Consider the following 17,509-nt stretch of genomic DNA (forward strand, 5'->3'; position numbering starts at 1 on the left):
GAAGTTCAGCCCTGGCCGCGCGCCAGCCCCTGACACGAGACTGACGAGAGACCCTCCATGAACGCTGCTATCCACGTCGACCGCTTGAACAAGACATTCGCTCGCAAGACCGCTCTGGTTGACCTTGCGTTGTCTATACAACCCGGGGAAATGGTGGCACTGATCGGTGCTTCCGGGTCGGGAAAATCCACGCTGTTGCGTCACCTGGCAGGGTTGGCCTGCTGTGATCGCAGCCACGGCGGGACCGTTCGGGTGCTGGGGCGTGAAGTCCAGTCTGCCGGGCGGTTGAACGGCAAGGTCCGGCGGCTGCGCGCCGACATCGGCTATATCTTCCAGCAGTTCAATCTGGTCAACCGGCTCAGCGTGCTGGACAACGTACTGCTCGGTTGCCTGGGCCGCATGCCGCGCTGGCGTGGCAGCCTGGCGCTGTTCAACGCCGAGGAGAAGGCGCGGGCCATGGCCAACTTGCAACGGGTCGGGCTGGCGGATCTTGCCGGGCAGCGAGCGTCCACCTTGTCTGGCGGCCAGCAACAGCGGGTGGCGATTGCCCGGGCGTTGACCCAGCAAGCGGACGTGATCCTGGCGGACGAGCCCATTGCTTCGCTGGACCCCGAGTCCGCACGCAAGGTCATGGACATTCTGGCCGATATCAATCGCCGCGATGGCAAGACCGTGGTCGTGACCCTGCATCAAGTGGACTACGCCGTGCGCTATTGCCCTCGCGCCGTCGCCCTCAAGGGCGGCCGGATTCATTTCGACGGCCAGGGCGCCGACCTGAGCGCCGCATTCCTCAACGACCTTTATGGCGCCGATGCCGATGCCAGCCTGATGTTCGCCGATCAGGCCCGACACCCGGTGCCTGCGTCCCGGCTGATGCTGGCGCAGGCGTGACCCAACCCACCTTCAAGCTTGAACTCTCACCCACGTTTCAGGAGCTTTCCATGTTGAACCGTATCGGTCACGTGTTCGCCTCTGTCGCTGTCGCTGCGGCCTGTCTGACAGGCACCGCGCATGCCGACGAGACCACGCTCAATTTCGGCATCATGTCCACCGAATCCTCGCAGAACCTGAAAAGCGTCTGGCAGCCGTTTCTCGACGACATGTCGAGAAAAACCGGCCTGACCGTCAACGCCACCTTCGCCTCCGATTACGCCGGCCTGATCCAGGGCATGCGCTTCAACAAGGTGGATGTGGCCTGGCTCGGCAACAAGGCGGCCATGGAAGCAGTGGACCGTTCCGGCGGCGAAATCTTTGCGCAGACCGCTGCTGCCAATGGAGCGCCGGGTTACTGGAGCCTGATCATCGCGCGCAAGGACAGCCCCATCAATTCCATCGACGACATGTTCAAGCACGCCAAGGAACTGACCTTTGGCAACGGTGACCCGAACTCCACCTCCGGTTACCTGGTCCCGGGGTACTACGTCTTCGCCAAGAACCACGTCGATGCCGCGACCGCCTTCAAGCGCACCCTGAACTCCAGTCACGAAGTCAACGCCCTGAGCGTCGCCAAGGGGCAGCTGGATGTCGCGACCTTCAACACCGAAAGCATGGACCGGCTGGAAGTGACCCAACCTGAAAGCGCGGCAAAGCTCAAAGTGATCTGGAAGTCGCCCATCATCCCGGCCGACCCGATGGTCTGGCGCAAAGGCCTGTCCGACGCGACCAAGAACAGGATTCGTGATTTCTTCGCCCACTACGGCGACACCGAGCAGGAGCAGGCCGTGTTGAAGAACATGCAAATGGGCCGATTCCTCAAATCCTCGGATGACCAGTTGCTGACCATTCGCCAGCTCGAACTGTTCAAGCAAAAAACCGAGACCCTCGCCAATACGAACCTCAGTGCCGACGAGAAGGCCAGCCGCCTGAAGGACATCGACGCGGGCCTGACGAAACTGCAGGACCGTCTCTCCGAACTGGAAAAACAGAGCACCGCCAAGGCGGGCTGAAGGGCTGCGCGGGAGGGCTGACTTGCTCGGCAGTGGGCCAGTCGCCTCAATCATCATCATCTTCGCGCTTTCGTTCGTCGGGCGACCCGAGCTCGCTGCTGCACCGCGCCGTGCTTTGCGCAGGGCGTAGGACAGCGCCGCGAGGGGGCGTCGACGCAAGCGTCACGGGAATTCTGTCATGAGCACGCACGCTGTATACGCTGACGCCGTCGGCAAACGCACCTGGCCGCAGTACCTGGGCTGGGGTTTGTTTCTCGCGATGATGGCCTGGGCCTGGCAGGGCGCAGAAATGAACCCGCTGGCCCTGTACCGCGATGCCGGCAACATGGCCACGTTTGCCGCCGACTTCTTTCCGCCGGACTTTCACGAATGGCGCGCTTATTTCAAGGAAATGCTGGTCACTGTGCACATCGCCTTGTGGGGCACCTTTCTGGCGATCGTCTGTTCGGTGCCGCTGGGTGTGCTGTGCGCTGAAAACATCACGCCCTGGTGGGTTCATCAGCCGCTGCGCCGGGTCATGGACGCCTTTCGCTCCATCAACGAAATGGTCTTCGCCATGCTGTTCGTGGTCGCCGTGGGGTTGGGGCCCTTCGCCGGGGTCCTCGCGCTGTGGATCAGCACCACCGGCGTGCTCGCCAAGCTGTTCGCCGAAGCCGTGGAAGCGATCGACCCGGGCCCGGTCGAAGGCGTGCGTGCCACCGGTGCCAGCGCCCTGCAGGAGGTGATCTTCGGTGTGATCCCGCAGGTATTGCCGCTGTGGATTTCCTACGCCCTGTACCGCTTCGAATCCAACGTCCGTTCGGCGACCGTGGTGGGCATGGTCGGCGCGGGCGGGATCGGCGTGATCCTGTGGGAAAACATCCGCGCTTTCCAATTCACCCAGACCTGTTCCGTGTTGCTGGTGATCATCGTGGTGGTGAGCGTCATCGACATCGGTTCCCAACGCCTGCGCAAGCAGTTCATCTAACGACTCGACAGGAGAGGGTGCGAACCCTTTTTTAAACCATGCAGTTGTCTAGACAATCCGAGCCGGTCTACCGCGAACTCGCACAGACCTTGCGCAATGAGTTGAACCGTTATGTTGCTGGCGAATTCCTGCCGGCCGAAACCCGCCTTGCGACCCGTTTCGACGTCAACCGGCACACGGTGCGCCGGGCCATCGACGAACTGGTGCGAGAGGGCTGTCTGCTGCGTCGCCAAGGCAAGGGCACGCAAGTGTTGGGGCGGCCGCTGGTATACCCGGTCGCGGCCGAGTCGGCCTACAGCCAGTCGCTGTCTGCCCTGGGCCATGGTGTCGAAGCGGTCCTGCTGCAACGGCGGGCCTGCGTCGCGACGCGCGAGGAAGCCGAACACCTGGGCCTCGCCGAACACGCGCCGTTGATCGAGTTGCAGACCTTGCGCCGTCTCGACGGCCAACCGGTCAGCCTGATCCGCCATCGCTTCTGCGCCAGCCGCACGGAGCTGGTCGCCGATTACACCAGCGGTTCGGTGCGCCAGTACCTGGCGTCCCGCGGTCTGCCGTTGACCCGCACCTTCAGCCTGATCGGCGCACGGCTGCCCAGCCGTGAGGAGGCCAGCGTGCTGTTGATGCCGCGTCATCTGCCAGCGTTAACCGTGTTGACGCTGTCGCGCGATGCCGACGGCACGCCGGTGGAAATCGCCCACTCCACCAGCCGTTCGGATCGCTTCCAATACCAGATCGTCACCTGACGGAGATGCACCGCCATGACCACTTCGAAGGATGCTTCGATGACTGCTTCATCCCCCCCTTCGCTAACCGCCGAACAGACTGCGCGCCAACGCTGGATCGGTGTGCTGTCCCGGACTTCACGCGCCGATCTGTTGCCGTTCGAGGCGGCGTTGCGCGATGTCGATTACCAAGTGATTCGCGCCCCCGAAATCGGCATGGCCCTCGTCCGCGGACGCATGGGCGGCACGGGCGCGGCGTTCAACCTGGGTGAAATGACGGTCACCCGCTGCGTGCTGCGTCTGGCGGACGGTCGCACCGGCTACAGCTACCTCGCCGGGCGCGACAAGACCCACGCCGAGTTGGCCGCGCTGGTCGACGCGCATCTGCAAGGCCCGCAACAAGCTCACTGGCTCGCTGAACTGATCGAACCACTGGCGCAGGCCCAGGCTGAGCGCCGCTCCCGTGAAAACGCCGAAACCGCTGCGACCAAGGTGGACTTCTTCACTCTGGTCAGAGGAGAAAACTGATGAGCACGACACTCGCAACGGCCTCGCTTTTGCAACCCGCTTTCGCCGATCCGGTGCTGGACGCCCAACGCAGCTTTCGGGCTGCGCTCAAGGCGCTGGCCGGGCCAGGGGTGGCTCAGCGCCTGGCGCCGAGCCAGCTTCCGCCACACCTCGAAGGGCTGGCATCGGCCAGCCACGCCCTGTGCCTGGCGTTACTGGACGTGGACACACCGCTGTGGCTCGCCCCGCGGTTCGACACCCAGGCGATCCGCGCCAACCTGACCTTTCACTGCGGTTGTCCGATCGTCGGCGACCGGCAGAACGCCCGCTTCGCGCTGCTCGACGACAGCCAATTGCATGACCTGAGCGGCTTCGATCTGGGCAATGACCGCTACCCGGATCAGTCCTGCACGCTGTTGGTACAACTGCCGAGCCTGCAGGGCGGTCGGCCATTGGCCTGGCAAGGGCCGGGGATCGAAACCCGGCACGCTGTCAGCCTGCCGCTGCAGGAGGCTTTTTGGGTCGAGCGCGCGGCGCGTAACGACTTTCCACGAGGCATCGACGTGTTTTTCGTCGCAGGCAGCGACCTGATCGGCCTGCCGCGCAGCACCCAGGTGCTGTCCATGGGAGGTGCCTGATGTACGTCGCCGTCAAAGGGGGTGAGCAGGCGATCGACAACGCCCACGCACTGTTGGCCAAACAACGCCGGGGCGATACCGCCGTGGCCGAGTTGGCCGTAGCGCAGATTCGCCAGCAATTGCCGCTCGCCGTCGCCCGTGTGATGACCGAGGGTTCACTGTTCGATGAAGAACTTGCCGCGCTGGCCATCAAGCAAGCGGCGGGCGATCTGGTGGAGGCGATCTTCCTGCTGCGTGCCTACCGCACTACTTTGCCGCGCTTCGGCGCGAGCCTGCCCGTCGACACCTCGGCCATGCACATCCGCCGTCGATTGTCGGCGACGTTCAAGGACGTGCCGGGCGGGCAATTGCTGGGGCCGACCTTCGATTACACCCATCGTCTGCTGGATTTCACCCTGTTGGCCGAAGGCGAATTTCCCGCGCCACCCTCCCGTGCCGACGCGCACGTCGACGACTGCCCGCGGGTCTCCGGACTGCTTGCCAAAGAGGGGTTGATCAAGGAAGAGCCGGACACCGGCGCCCCGGTTGCGGACATTACCCGTGAGCCGCTGGAGTACCCGACCAGCCGCGCCGAGCGCTTGCAGGCGCTGGCCCGAGGCGATGAGGGCTTTCTGTTGGCGCTGGGCTATTCGACCCAGCGCGGCTATGGCCGTAACCACCCGTTTGCCGGCGAAATCCGCGTCGGTCAGGTCGAGGTCTGGATCGAGCCGGAGGAACTGGGTTTTGCGATCACCCTCGGCGTCATCGACGTCACCGAGTGCGAGATGGTCAACCAGTTCGTCGGCTCGGCCACCGAACTGCCGCAGTTCACCCGCGGCTATGGCCTGACCTTCGGCCACGCCGAGCGCAAGGCGATGGCCATGGCCCTGGTGGATCGCGCGTTGAGAGCCGGTGAGTACGCCGAAGAGGTGATTTCGCCCGCGCAACAGGAAGAGTTCGTGCTGGCGCACTGCGACAACGTCGAAGCCTCGGGGTTTGTCTCGCATTTGAAACTGCCGCACTACGTCGACTTCCAGTCCGAGCTGGAACTGATTCGCAAATTGCGCACACCTGCAAAGGAGCCGGCCCAATGAATGCCGCCACGCACCCCCGTCGCCTGCCACCCACGTCACGCGACGAGGCTTACAACTTCGCTTATCTGGACGAACAGACCAAGCGCATGATCCGTCGTGGCTTGCTCAAGGCGGTGGCGATTCCCGGCTACCAAGTGCCGTTCGGTGGTCGTGAAATGCCGCTGCCCTATGGGTGGGGCACCGGGGGCATGCAACTGACGGCAGCGATTCTGGGCGCCGACGACGTGCTGAAAGTCATCGACCAGGGTGCCGATGACACCACCAATGCGGTATCGATCCGGCGCTTTTTCGCCCGGACGGCGGGCGTCGAGACCACTGAGCGCACCCCGGAGGCGACGATCATTCAGACCCGTCACCGCATCCCCGAAACCCCGCTGCACGCCGACCAGATCCTGGTCTTCCAAGTGCCGATTCCGGACCCGCTGCGCTTCATCGAACCGTCGGAAAGCGAGACCCGCACCATGCACGCGCTCAACGATTACGGGGTCATGCACGTCAAACTCTACGAAGACATCGCCACCTTCGGCCATATCGCCACGGCTTACGCCTATCCGGTGATGGTCAATGAGCGCTACGTGATGGACCCGTCGCCCATCCCCAAATTCGATAACCCCAAGCTCGACATGAGCCCGGCCTTGATGGTGTTCGGTGCCGGGCGAGAGAAACGGCTGTATGCGGTGCCGCCCTTCACCCGCGTCACCAGCCTCGATTTCGAGGATCATCCCTTCGCCGTACAGCAATGGGCGCACCGCTGCGCCATCTGCGGCAGCGAGGGGTCATTCCTCGACGAGTTGATTCTCGATGATCAAGGCACGCAGCGCTTCGTCTGCTCGGACACCGATTACTGCGCCCAACAGGTCGCCGCGGGGAGGGCAGAACCATGAGCCTGCCGCAACAGCACGTGGCACTGACGGCCGCCGAACACCAACTGCCGCTGCTCAAAGTCGCTGGCCTGAGCAAGCTGTACGGCCCCGAAAAGGGCTGTCAGGACGTGAACTTCGAACTCTACCCCGGGGAGGTGCTGGGCATTGTCGGCGAGTCCGGCTCAGGCAAGTCGACGTTGCTGTCATTACTCAGCGGCCGTTGCGCCCCGGATCGAGGGCGCATCGATTACCGCGACAGCCAGAATCGCTGGCTGGACCTGTACAGCGCCAGCGAGGCCCAGCGCCGCACCCTGTTGCGCACCGAATGGGGCTTCGTCGAACAGAACCCCCGCGACGGCCTGCGCATGGCCGTCTCCGCAGGCGCCAACATCGGTGAACGGCTGATGGCGCAGGGCGTGCGCAACTACGCCCAACTGCGCGCCGCCGGGCTGGACTGGCTGAGTCAGGTGGAGATCGACCCGGCCCGCATCGACGACTTGCCGCGCACCTTTTCCGGCGGCATGCAGCAGCGGCTGCAGATCGCCCGCAACCTGGTGTCCTCCCCGCGCCTGGTGTTCATGGACGAACCCACCGGCGGGCTCGATGTGTCGGTCCAGGCCCGCTTGCTGGATTTGCTGCGCGGTCTGGTACGCGAGCTGGACCTGGCGGTGGTCATCGTCACCCACGACTTGGCCGTGGCGCGCCTGTTGGCCGACCGGCTGATGGTGATGCGACGTTCCCGCGTGGTGGAAACGGGGTTGACCGACCAGGTGCTCGACGACCCGCAGCACCCGTATTCGCAACTGCTGGTGTCCTCGGTGTTGCAACCATGAACCGAGCCTTGGAAGGAGCTGTGATGAATCCGCTGATCGAGGTCCGTGGCCTCTCGAAAACTTTCACGCTGCACCCACAGAACGGGGTGGTGCTGAAGGTCTTGAATGACGTGAGTTTTTCCGTACAGGGCGGTGAATGCCTGGTCCTGCACGGGCATTCCGGTGCGGGCAAAAGCACCTTGCTGCGCACGGTGTACGGCAACTACCTGCCCGCGGGCGGGAGCATCCGCGTCAAGCACCAGGAGCGCTGGCTTGAGCTGGTAGGGGCCGAACCTCGTGAGGTTCTCCAGGTCCGCCAGCATACGGTGGGCTACGTCAGCCAGTTCTTGCGCGTGATCCCGCGGGTTTCCACGCTGGATGTGGTGATGGAACCTGCGCTGGCCCGCGGCTGGAAGCGCGACGTGGCGACAGCCCGCGCCGAGCATCTGCTGAGCCGTCTGAACATTGCACCGCATTTGTGGCAACTGGCGCCGAGCACCTTCTCGGGCGGTGAACAACAGCGGGTCAACATCGCCCGAGGTTTCATGGTGCCGTGGCCGATCATGCTGCTGGACGAGCCCACGGCCTCGCTGGATGAGCGCAATCGCCACGAGGTGTTGGCGCTGATCACCGAAGCCAAGCAGGCGGGCGCCGCAGTGATGGGCATCTTCCACGATCGGCTGGCCCGCGAGGTGCTGGCTGACCGAGTGCTCGACATGACCCCCCTCCAAGCCATCGACGAGTCCCCGTGTTTGACGGAGAAGCAACCATGCTGAACGAACAGATCCTGACCAACGCCCGGATCGTCACCGCCGAGCAAGCCTTTACCGGCACCGTCGTGCTGCGCGATGGCCTGATCAGCGACGTGCAGGCCGGGGTCAGCCAGGTGCCGCGAGCACTGGACCTGGACGGCGACTACCTGTTGCCCGGGCTCGTCGAGCTGCACACCGATAACCTGGAAAAACATTTGAGCCCGCGCCCGGGCGTGGATTGGCCCTCCGCATCGGCGGTCATGAGCCACGATGCGCAGATCATCGCTGCCGGCATTACCACCGTCTTCGATGCGCTGTCCATCGGTGACGTCAACCCCAAGGGCAAACGGATGCAGCAACTGCCCGGCATGGTCGAGGCGATCGCCAAAGCCAACGCCGAGGGGCTGACACGCGCCGAGCACCGCCTGCACTTGCGCTGCGAGGTCTGCCACCCGGATACCCTCAGCGTGTTCCGCGACCTGGTGGATGAGCCGCTGGTGCAACTGGTGTCAGTGATGGACCATTCGCCGGGCCAGCGCCAATTCGCCTTGGAATCGAAGTACCGTGAGTACTACATGGGCAAATACCACATGAGCAGCGAGCAAATGGACGCGTTCATCGTCGAGCAGGTGGCGAATTCCAAGGTCTACAGCGACCGCTACCGCCAAGCCATCGTCGAGTTGTGCCTGGCCCGCGGGTTGTCGGTGGCCAGCCATGACGATGCGACGGTCGAGCATGTGGAGGAGTCGGCGGGTTATGGCATGACCATCGCCGAGTTTCCCACCACCCTCGCGGCCGCCCAGGCCTGTCGCCGCCTGGGCCTGAACGTGCTGATGGGGGCACCGAACATCGTGCGCGGCGGGTCGCATTCGGGCAATATCGCAGCGGCGACCCTTGCCAACGAAGGGCTACTGGATATTCTGTCGAGCGACTATTATCCGGCCAGTCTGTTGCAGGCGGCATTCACACTCGGCGCTCAATTGGAGGGCCAGCAAAACGGACAGGCGCCGGGGGCCGGATTGGCCCAGGCGGTGAATACCGTCAGCCTGGCACCGGCGCGCTCGGCGGGGCTGGACGATCGTGGCGAAATCCGCGCCGGGCTGCGCGGCGATCTGATCCACGCCCGGGCCGTGGGCAACCTGCCGGTGATCCAGCAGGTCTGGCGAGAAGCGAAGAGGGTTTTCTGATGGCGGGCAGGTTGATCTATCTCATCGGACCATCCGGTTCGGGCAAGGACAGCCTGCTGGATGCGGCCCGTGAACCGATGGCCGCGCGCGGCTGCCGGATTGTGCGCCGAGTCATCACCCGCTCGGCGGAGGCCAAGGGCGAGGCGGCGCATGCTGTCAGCGCAGAGCGCTTCGCCGAATTGCAGGAGCAGGGGGCCTTCGCTCTGAGCTGGTACGCCAACGGGCTGCACTACGGGATTCCGAACGAGATCGATCAATGGCTTGCCGACGGCCACGATGTGCTGATCAACGGCTCACGGGGGCATCTTGCCCACGCCAGGGCGCGTTACCCTGATTTGCTGGTGGTGTTGCTCAGCGTCGATCATGCCATCTTGCGCCAGCGCTTGCTGGCACGGGGCCGGGAGTCTGCTGAGGAAATCGAGAGTCGCCTGGCCCGTAACGCACAGTTCACCGATGAGCTGCTGGCCGACGACGCGGCGCTCCTGCTGTTGGACAATTCCGGCCCACTGGAGCAGACCGTCGCCCGCCTGTTGCAAGGCATCGACCGCGAGTACACATGCGTCTGACGTTGCTCGGCACGGGGGATGCGCGGCAAGTTCCGGTCTACGGCTGTCCGTGCCCGGCGTGCGCAGCGGCCCATGCCGATCCACGCCTGCGCCGACGACCGTGCTCGGCGATGGTCGAACTGGGCGATCAGCGCTGGTTGATCGACAGCGGGCTGCCCGACCTCACGGAGCGCTTCCCACCGCGCAGCTTCAGCGGCATTTTCCAGACCCATTACCACGCCGACCACGCACAGGGGCTGTTGCACCTGCGCTGGGGGCAGGGGTGGGTCATCCCGGTGCACGGTCCGGCGGATCCCGAAGGCCTGTCGGACCTCTACAAACACCCCGGCATGCTTGATTTCAGCCAACCCTTCACAGCCTTTGAAACCCGCGTGTTTGGCGCGCTCGAAGTCACGGCGGTGCCGCTGCTGCATTCCAAGCCGACGCTGGGTTACTGGCTGCAAGGGGGCGGGCGACGCATCGCCTACCTCACCGACACCGTGGGTTTGCCGGAAGCCACCACGGCGTATTTGCAGCGCCAGGGAGTAGACGTATTGATCCTCGACTGCTCGCTGCCTCCGCAACCCCAGACGCCGCGCAACCACAACGACCTGAATCTGGCGTTGCAGATCATCGACGCGCTGAAACCGGGCAGCACCGTACTGACCCACGTCGGGCATGCGCTGGATGCCTGGTTGATCGAACACGCCGGTGAGTTGCCGGCGGATGTGGTGATGGCGTGGGATGGAATGGTCATTTGAGCGGCCTATGACGACCGGGCGCGTGGACGCTCAGGCTAGCCATGCGCGATTGGGCAGTCATGCCGTCGGCTCGGATCATCATTCCTTCCGTTTTCGGTTCGCTGGGCGCAGCGCACGGGCCGACGCTGCAAACGAGCACATATCTACAATGCTTATCCGCGAGCCGGGTCTACGCTGAATCTTCCCAGCACATTTCCCGAGGATTGCGACACATGGCTATCTTGACCCTGAAAGACGGCACCGAATTTTTCTACAAGGATTGGGGCAGCGGTCAGCCCATCGTTTTCTCCCACGGCTGGCCGCTGGACGGCGATGCCTGGGATGCGCAGATGCTGTTCCTCGGCCAGAACGGTTATCGGGTGATTGCGCATGACCGCCGCGGCCACGGACGTTCGGGCCAGACCTGGGAAGGCAACGACATGGACACCTATGCCGATGACCTGGCGCAGTTGTTCGAAGCGCTCGACCTCAAGGACGCCATCATGATTGGCCACTCGACGGGGGGCGGGGAGGTGGCGCGCTATATTGGCCGGCACGGGACTTCACGGGTGGCCAAGGCGGTGCTGATCGGCGCGGTGCCCCCGCTGATGCTCAAGACTGCGGCCAACCCTGAAGGCCTGCCGATGGAGGTCTTCGACGGCATCCGCGCCGGTTTCACGGCCGACCGCTCGCAATTCTTCAAAGACCTGGCACTCCCGTTTTTCGGCTTCAACCGTGAAGGTGCGAAGGTTTCGCAGGGCGCCATCGATTCATTCTGGGCGATTGGCATGCTCGGTGGCGTGAAGGGCGAATTCGACTGCATCAAGGCGTTTTCGGAAACCGACTTCACCAAGGACCTGAAAAAGATCGACGTGCCGACCCTGATCCTGCACGGCGACGATGATCAGATCGTGCCGTTGGTGGCCTCCGGCCAGAAAAGCCATGGGTTGGTCAAAGGCTCGACGTTGCATATCGTCAAAGGGGGATCTCACGGCATGTGCGCTGTTCAGCCCGCCGAAATCAACCAGATTCTGCTGGCCTTCATAAAAGGCTGACCCACGACCAGCGGCCGCCTGCCCGCGGGCAATTCTGCGCTGTACAACGCCAGTCCAGGCTGGCGAAACCGTTTGTCCCCGGTTGGCACGGGCTGTGCTGTCCTGAAGATCATCGGGTTGTTGAACAATCCCGCTTTCTTCAGGAATCCATGTCGTGTCGATTGCCCAACAAAGCGGCCTTTCGCTGGCCGATCAAGTGGCGCACGAGCTGCGCGAAGACATCATCCATGGCCGTCTCTTGTCGGGCATGCCGTTGGTGGAAAGTGAGCTGGTGCGTGGCTACAGCGCTTCGCGCAATACCGTGCGCGAGGCGCTGCACTTGCTGGGGCGCGAGGGCCTCACCCACTACGTCCGACACAAGGGGGTGATCGTGCGACGGCTGAGCGTGGACGATGTCCGCGACTTGTTCCGCGTCCGGCGCACACTCGAATCCAGCGCCATCCTGACGGGCGCACCGGTCGTCAGTGGCATGTCAGGGCCCATGGCCAATGCCATCGAGGCCGCGGAACTGGCCTGTGAGCGGGAAGACTGGCGCGCTTTCGGCAGCCACAGTCTGCGTTTCCATCAGCAGATCGTGGGCCTGATCGGCAGCCCGGCATTCGACGAATTCTTTACCAACATCGTGGCGCAGATGCGCTTGGTGTTCTCCACCGCCCGCGACGAAGCGAGCTACCAGGCGCCATGGTTGGCCCGCGACCGCCACCTTTTTCAATTGCTCATCGAGAACCGCCGCCGGGATGCCGACGAGGCGATGGGCAGTTACCTCAACGATTCCGAACATCAGGCACTGGATTTACTGTCCCGTGTCGCCACCCCCTGAGTCAGGAGATGCCCATGCACAAAGATTACCCCGCCGCCTATCAGGTCAGTAAAGGTGCGGCACTGCAGGTCGACACGGCGTTCTATGCGCGCATTCGCGAGGCACAAGGCAGCCGTACCCAAGTGGAAGCGTTCCAGGTCCCGATCCGCACCGGGCGGGCATGGAAGGTCAGGGCGGGCCAGGTTTTCCGGGTCACCACCCCCATCGGCCCTCAGGTGGGAGACTTCAACGTGTGGAATGCCAACGATCCTCGCGAGCGTCTGTGGGCGGCACGCACCCGTCAATTGCAGGGTGCGCATGTCACCACCTATGACCGCTTGTGGTCGAACCTGCCGTTTCTGCGCCCCTTGGTGACCATTACCGATGACAGCCTGGCGAGCTATGGCATCGACGAACACGGTGGACGTTTGCACGATCTGCTCGGCACTCGCTGCGACCCCTACGTCAACAAGATGCTCACCGGAGAGGATTTTCATCATCATTGTCATTCCAACCTGACCCGCGCCGTGCTGCCCCATGGGTTGACCGAATTCGATGTCCACGATGTGTTGAACATCTTCCAGTGCACCGGCTTGAACCATGACGACATGTATTTCATGAAGGCGTGTCCCGCGAAGCAGGGGGATTACCTGGAATTTTTTGCCGAAATCGATCTGCTGTGCGCGTTGTCGACCTGTCCGGGTGGGGATCTGTCGCTGCCCATGTGGGGGCCGGAGGCGCAGGACCCCTTGAGCGTCTGCCGACCGTTGGGCGTTGAAATCTATGACCTCGACCCGTCCTTGCTGGAGGGGTGGCAGCAGCCCCAGCGTGCCGAATACAACGGCCTGCACGGATTGAAGATCGACAAGGCGCCGTGGGAACAGTAAGGCCGCATCCCCGCTCGCCGGTCACGCGTCCCGCAACAGGTCGTGGGCGTCGAGCAAGCGCCAGGCGATTTCGGGGTTTTTCTCCATTCCTTTGCGGATGGCGGCCGGGATCGCCGCGCGGGTCTTGCGACACAGGCCGGGCAGCTCGGCGATGTCGATGACGATACCGCGCATGCTGCGCACTTCATTGAGCCCTGGCTGGACTTCGATGCGCAGCCCGAGCAATTCAAACATGCGCCGCTGCATGTGCCGCAGGTCTTCCAGGCTGGCAAGGTTTTCCAGGCGCTCCAGCAGCCGTTTTTCCTCTTGGCGGGTCAGGTCGAGGATGCGCCGATCGGCATCCAGCGTTTCCAGCAGCCGATCGCGGTCGCAGACGCAGGCGCCGGGAGGACAGGGGGAGCGGAGAGGGCGGTTGGCGATCATGGTGCGATCATAACGAGGCCGTGCTGCGATGCACAGCCACCTCTCTGCGGTCACGGTGCGGACGCGCTGGTTCAGCACGTCGGCAGCAGGTCGCACATCGGGCGTTAGATCACCGGCGAGTCTTCGCCCGGTTCAACCCCTATGGTGTGATGCCGCCGGTCCGTCGCGTTGTATAAGGTCAGGGCGTCGGCCTCGGCCTCAGTGATCGGAATCCGTCGACCGTCGATCAGTGCTTCGGACATGTGGGTGGCGTCGTTGGTGGTAATGACCACATCCGCCACCGCGCAGCGGTAAGTGGCCTGGTCGACCACGGCCCAGCAGTGCGCGTGGGTGGCATCGAATTGCAGAGGCATGAACCGGCTCCCGTTCAGGCGTGTGGAAGGTTCGACTCAGGCAAGCCATCGAGGTTTCGCCCGTCCGACGCAGGGTCAACCGCACTCTCGGCGGTGTAGACGGTCCATTTCTGCAGCATCCGGCACAAGGGCAGCGGAACATGAATGGTTGGTGGGAAGAGGTCGTCGACACGCTGCAATCGGAGTTCTCGGATATCACCGATGCGTCTCAGCTGACGAGGGTCACGGTCAGGCTGACGATCGCGGCGTTGCTGGGAGGCGTGTTGGGTTTCGAAAGAGAACACAAAGGCAAGGCGGCGGGGGTGCGGACCCACATGCTGGTGTCCATGGGAGCCGCGCTGTTCGTACTGGTGCCGCAGTTGGCGGGAGCGGACGATGCGGCTTTGAGTCGAGTGGCGCAGGGAATTGTGGCCGGGATTGGCTTTCTGGGAGCGGGCACCATTCTCAAGGGGCAAAAGCTGGACACCGCGCAGGTCAAGGGGCTGACCACCGCCGCGGGTCTATGGATGACCGCCGCCATCGGAATGGCGGCGGGGATGGGCAGGGAGTTGACTGCCGTGCTGAGCACGGTTCTGGGGCTCGGTATCCTCAGCCTGGTGCCCATGGTGACCGACCGGCTCGATCCACCCGAGACGAGAGCCCGCCATCCCGACCGCAAGACTGGCGGCGACTCTCATCAACCCTGAGTCCGGTTCAGCGGCCGGGCGCTCCCTCGCGTCCGGCCAAGGTCATAACCGCAGGCGGTTCCTGACTGGGTGGATCGCCCTGCGGCGGCTCGATCACCGGCGGCATGGTCGGTGGCGGCGGTTCCTCTGCTGGCGGGACAGGCAGTTCCGGGTCATCGATATTGGGATCGGGCGTTTCTGCGGGAACGGGAATGGTCATGGTTTCACCTTCCTTTAGCGCTGTGGGGGGCAAGCGTGTGGAGGATCTCCCACGCATTCGCAGGGTTCGACCGTTGTCCTCGGCCAATGATTCACACCGATTGCGCAGCGCTTTTCAGCGGGGCGGCTAGGCTGGCAACGGATTGATCCGGGTGCAGCGCAAGCTCTTTGAACTTTTCCCCGAACCCGGCGTTCGGAACCTATGCGGCCCCGTCAGGATGTGTTGAGTCCGGGAGCCTCCTTCTTTTGTTGACCACATACGAATCTACGGATAATCAATCAGGAGCGTCCCAGGGGCGTGAGGAGTGATGCTCGATGAATGTGACTGCTGATCAGCCATACGGCCCGGATTCCCTGGCCACTGATGTACCGCACCCAACCCGGCCCTTACCCCTGACCCAAGCCCTGCAACTGCCGCGTATCGTCATCGAAGACACGCAGCCGGTCATCGACGCTGGGCATCTGGCCGCCAAGGCGATCGCGGGTCAGCCCGTGACAGTGACCAGCAAGGTGTTCGCCGACGGTCACGACAAGCTGGCCGTGCGCATCTGTTACCGCGCCGCGGACGACCAAGAGTGGCAGACCGCGCCCATGCGCGATCTGGGCAATGACAGCTGGATCGGTGAGTTCACCCCGACAGTCGTCAGCCGCTACGTTTTCCGCCTTGAAGCGTGGATCGACCAGTTCGCCAGTTACCGTTACGAGCTGGAGAAGAAGTATTCGGCCGGCGTCGCGATCGGCCTGGAGCTGGAAGAAGGGCGCCTGCACCTGGTGCACGCAGCCGAGCGCAGCCAGCACGAGCTGCGCGGTCAGCTCGACAGCCTGCTGAAACGGCTAGCCGAGAACACCGAACATGAGGCGCAGGTGGCGCTGCTGTTGAACAGCGAAACTGCGGCGATCATGGCCCAGGCCGACAACCATGCCTTCTTGAGCCGCAGCCTGGAATTCCCGCTGGATGTGGAACGGGAGCGGGCGCAGTTCGCCAGTTGGTACGAGCTGTTTCCGCGCTCGATCACCGATGACAAGCACCGCCACGGCACCTTCAATGACGTGCACAGCCGACTGCCGATGATCCGTGACATGGGCTTCGATGTCCTGTATTTCCCGCCCATCCACCCGATTGGCCGCGCGCACCGCAAAGGCCCCAACAACTCGTTGACCGCTGGGCCGAACGACCCCGGCAGCCCATACGCCATTGGCAGCCAGGACGGTGGGCATGAGGCGATCCATCCACAGTTGGGCACGCGCGAAGATTTCCGCAACCTGGTCAAGGCGGCTGCCGAGCATGGCCTGGAGATCGCGCTGGACTTCGCCATTCAGTGTTCCCAGGATCACCTGTGGCTCAAGGAGCACCCGGGCTGGTTCTCCTGGCGCCCGGACGGCACCATCCGCTACGCGGAGAACCCGCCGAAGAAATACCAGGACATCGTCAACGTCGACTTCTACGCGCCTGATGCCATTCCCAGCCTGTGGCTGGAACTGCGGGATATCGTGGTCGGTTGGGTCGAGGAGGGCGTCAAGATTTTTCGGGTCGACAACCCGCACACCAAACCCCTGCCGTTCTGGCAATGGCTGATCGCCGATGTTCGCAGCCAGCACCCCGACGTGATGTTCCTCGCCGAGGCGTTCACTAAACCGGCAATGATGGCTCGACTCGGCAAGGTCGGTTACTCCCAGAGCTATACCTACTTCACCTGGCGTAACACCAAAGCCGAGCTCAGCGAGTACTTCACCCAGCTCAACCAGTCGCCATGGCGCGAGTGCTACCGGCCGAACTTCTTCGTCAATACCCCGGACATCAACCCTCATTTCCTCCATGACTCAGGGCGTCCGGGCTTTTTGATCCGCGCCGCGCTGGCCACCATGGGCTCCGGGCTCTGGGGCATGTATTCAGGGTTCGAACTCTGCGAGTCGGCCCCTGTGCCGGGCAAAGAGGAATATCTGGATTCCGAGAAGTACGAGATTCGCCCTCGGGATTTCACCGCGCCGGGCAACATCATTGCCGAAATCGCTCAACTCAATCGCATCCGTCGCCAGAACCCGGCTTTGCAAACCCATCTGGGGTTGCGCGTTTACAACGCGTGGAACGACAACATCCTGTACTTCGGCAAACGCAGTGCTGACGGCAGCAACTTCATTCTGGTGGCGGTCAGCCTCGACCCCCATAACGCTCAGGAAGCGCATTTCGAATTGCCGCTCTGGGAAATGGGCCTGCCCGACGATGCCGCCACCCTGGGTGAGGACTTGATGTCCGGGCATTCCTGGACCTGGTACGGCAAAGTCCAGTGGATGCGCATCGATCCGGCGTACCAGCCGTTTGGCATCTGGCGAATCAAGGCCGCCCATTAATCATTCT

General features: G+C 63.4%; 21 protein-coding genes. 18 read left to right on the plus strand and 3 right to left on the minus strand.

The features are described from left to right. The first annotated feature begins 57 nt into the window (after nucleotides 1-57). The 16 genes from phnC to DBP26_RS23125 all read left to right on the plus strand — a co-directional run bounded on the left by phnC (nucleotide 58) and on the right by DBP26_RS23125 (nucleotide 13,493). Complete coding sequence (gene phnC / locus DBP26_RS23050) at nucleotides 58-891, plus strand: phosphonate ABC transporter ATP-binding protein (protein ID WP_108239766.1); 834 nt, start codon at nucleotides 58-60, stop codon at nucleotides 889-891. A 50-nt stretch (nucleotides 892-941) separates the two neighbouring features. Then, nucleotides 942-1,946: a phosphonate ABC transporter substrate-binding protein gene (gene phnD, locus DBP26_RS23055; protein WP_108239767.1), complete on the plus strand. Its 1,005-nt coding sequence runs from the start codon at nucleotides 942-944 to the stop codon at nucleotides 1,944-1,946. 178 nt (nucleotides 1,947-2,124) lie between these two features. Next, on the plus strand, nucleotides 2,125-2,913 hold the full coding sequence (gene phnE / locus DBP26_RS23060) for a phosphonate ABC transporter, permease protein PhnE (protein WP_108239768.1): 789 nt from the start codon (nucleotides 2,125-2,127) through the stop codon (nucleotides 2,911-2,913). Between the two features lie 38 nt (nucleotides 2,914-2,951). After that, nucleotides 2,952-3,656: a phosphonate metabolism transcriptional regulator PhnF gene (gene phnF / locus DBP26_RS23065; RefSeq protein ID WP_108239769.1), complete on the plus strand. Its 705-nt coding sequence runs from the start codon at nucleotides 2,952-2,954 to the stop codon at nucleotides 3,654-3,656. 39 nt (nucleotides 3,657-3,695) lie between these two features. Beyond that, nucleotides 3,696-4,163, plus strand: coding sequence for a phosphonate C-P lyase system protein PhnG (gene phnG, locus DBP26_RS23070; protein WP_108239824.1), 468 nt, complete (start codon nucleotides 3,696-3,698; stop codon nucleotides 4,161-4,163). Then, entirely contained in the window at nucleotides 4,163-4,780 is a 618-nt protein-coding gene (phnH, locus tag DBP26_RS23075; RefSeq protein WP_108239770.1) for a phosphonate C-P lyase system protein PhnH, read from the plus strand. The genes phnG and phnH overlap by 1 nt, the downstream gene beginning before the upstream one ends. Further along, nucleotides 4,780-5,853: a carbon-phosphorus lyase complex subunit PhnI gene (locus DBP26_RS23080; protein WP_108239771.1), complete on the plus strand. Its 1,074-nt coding sequence runs from the start codon at nucleotides 4,780-4,782 to the stop codon at nucleotides 5,851-5,853. Before phnH ends, DBP26_RS23080 begins: the two co-directional genes overlap by 1 nt. After that, nucleotides 5,850-6,737, plus strand: coding sequence for an alpha-D-ribose 1-methylphosphonate 5-phosphate C-P-lyase PhnJ (locus DBP26_RS23085; protein ID WP_108239772.1), 888 nt, complete (start codon nucleotides 5,850-5,852; stop codon nucleotides 6,735-6,737). The genes DBP26_RS23080 and DBP26_RS23085 overlap by 4 nt, the downstream gene beginning before the upstream one ends. Then, nucleotides 6,734-7,549, plus strand: a complete 816-nt coding sequence (gene phnK / locus DBP26_RS23090) for a phosphonate C-P lyase system protein PhnK (RefSeq protein ID WP_108239773.1) — start codon at nucleotides 6,734-6,736, stop codon at nucleotides 7,547-7,549. Before DBP26_RS23085 ends, phnK begins: the two co-directional genes overlap by 4 nt. A 23-nt stretch (nucleotides 7,550-7,572) precedes the next feature. Continuing rightward, on the plus strand, nucleotides 7,573-8,304 hold the full coding sequence (gene phnL, locus DBP26_RS23095; RefSeq protein ID WP_108239774.1) for a phosphonate C-P lyase system protein PhnL: 732 nt from the start codon (nucleotides 7,573-7,575) through the stop codon (nucleotides 8,302-8,304). Beyond that, nucleotides 8,298-9,467, plus strand: coding sequence for an alpha-D-ribose 1-methylphosphonate 5-triphosphate diphosphatase (locus tag DBP26_RS23100; RefSeq protein ID WP_108239775.1), 1,170 nt, complete (start codon nucleotides 8,298-8,300; stop codon nucleotides 9,465-9,467). Before phnL ends, DBP26_RS23100 begins: the two co-directional genes overlap by 7 nt. After that, nucleotides 9,467-10,033, plus strand: coding sequence for a phosphonate metabolism protein/1,5-bisphosphokinase (PRPP-forming) PhnN (gene phnN, locus DBP26_RS23105; protein ID WP_108239776.1), 567 nt, complete (start codon nucleotides 9,467-9,469; stop codon nucleotides 10,031-10,033). The genes DBP26_RS23100 and phnN overlap by 1 nt, the downstream gene beginning before the upstream one ends. Next, nucleotides 10,024-10,773, plus strand: coding sequence for a phosphonate metabolism protein PhnP (phnP, locus tag DBP26_RS23110; RefSeq protein ID WP_108239777.1), 750 nt, complete (start codon nucleotides 10,024-10,026; stop codon nucleotides 10,771-10,773). Before phnN ends, phnP begins: the two co-directional genes overlap by 10 nt. Nucleotides 10,774-10,985: 212 nt before the next feature. Continuing rightward, on the plus strand, nucleotides 10,986-11,807 hold the full coding sequence (locus DBP26_RS23115; protein ID WP_108239778.1) for an alpha/beta hydrolase: 822 nt from the start codon (nucleotides 10,986-10,988) through the stop codon (nucleotides 11,805-11,807). Between the two features lie 154 nt (nucleotides 11,808-11,961). Further along, entirely contained in the window at nucleotides 11,962-12,627 is a 666-nt protein-coding gene (locus DBP26_RS23120; RefSeq protein WP_108239779.1) for a GntR family transcriptional regulator, read from the plus strand. 14 nt (nucleotides 12,628-12,641) lie between these two features. Then, on the plus strand, nucleotides 12,642-13,493 hold the full coding sequence (locus DBP26_RS23125) for a DUF1989 domain-containing protein (protein WP_108239780.1): 852 nt from the start codon (nucleotides 12,642-12,644) through the stop codon (nucleotides 13,491-13,493). Between the two features lie 21 nt (nucleotides 13,494-13,514). On the opposite strand, the gene DBP26_RS23130 is transcribed toward DBP26_RS23125, so the two are convergent. Both DBP26_RS23130 and DBP26_RS23135 read right to left on the minus strand, forming a co-directional pair. Next, entirely contained in the window at nucleotides 13,515-13,916 is a 402-nt protein-coding gene (locus DBP26_RS23130; protein WP_108239781.1) for a hypothetical protein, read from the minus strand. 104 nt (nucleotides 13,917-14,020) lie between these two features. After that, nucleotides 14,021-14,269: a DUF3203 family protein gene (locus DBP26_RS23135; protein ID WP_108239782.1), complete on the minus strand. Its 249-nt coding sequence runs from the start codon at nucleotides 14,267-14,269 to the stop codon at nucleotides 14,021-14,023. Nucleotides 14,270-14,409: 140 nt separating this feature from the next. Here DBP26_RS23135 and DBP26_RS23140 point away from each other — a divergent pair, with 140 nt between their 5' ends. After that, nucleotides 14,410-14,955, plus strand: coding sequence for an MgtC/SapB family protein (locus DBP26_RS23140; protein WP_108239825.1), 546 nt, complete (start codon nucleotides 14,410-14,412; stop codon nucleotides 14,953-14,955). Nucleotides 14,956-14,962: 7 nt separating this feature from the next. Here the strand turns inward: DBP26_RS23140 and DBP26_RS23145 are convergent, their stop codons facing one another. Further along, complete coding sequence (locus DBP26_RS23145) at nucleotides 14,963-15,154, minus strand: hypothetical protein (RefSeq protein WP_108239783.1); 192 nt, start codon at nucleotides 15,152-15,154, stop codon at nucleotides 14,963-14,965. Between the two features lie 314 nt (nucleotides 15,155-15,468). On the opposite strand from DBP26_RS23145, the gene DBP26_RS23150 reads away from it, so the two are divergent. Then, entirely contained in the window at nucleotides 15,469-17,502 is a 2,034-nt protein-coding gene (locus DBP26_RS23150; protein WP_108239784.1) for an alpha-1,4-glucan--maltose-1-phosphate maltosyltransferase, read from the plus strand. Nucleotides 17,503-17,509 lie beyond the last annotated feature (7 nt).

The sequence above is a fragment of the Pseudomonas sp. RIT409 genome, assembly GCF_003052515.2.
Classification (GTDB): domain Bacteria; phylum Pseudomonadota; class Gammaproteobacteria; order Pseudomonadales; family Pseudomonadaceae; genus Aquipseudomonas.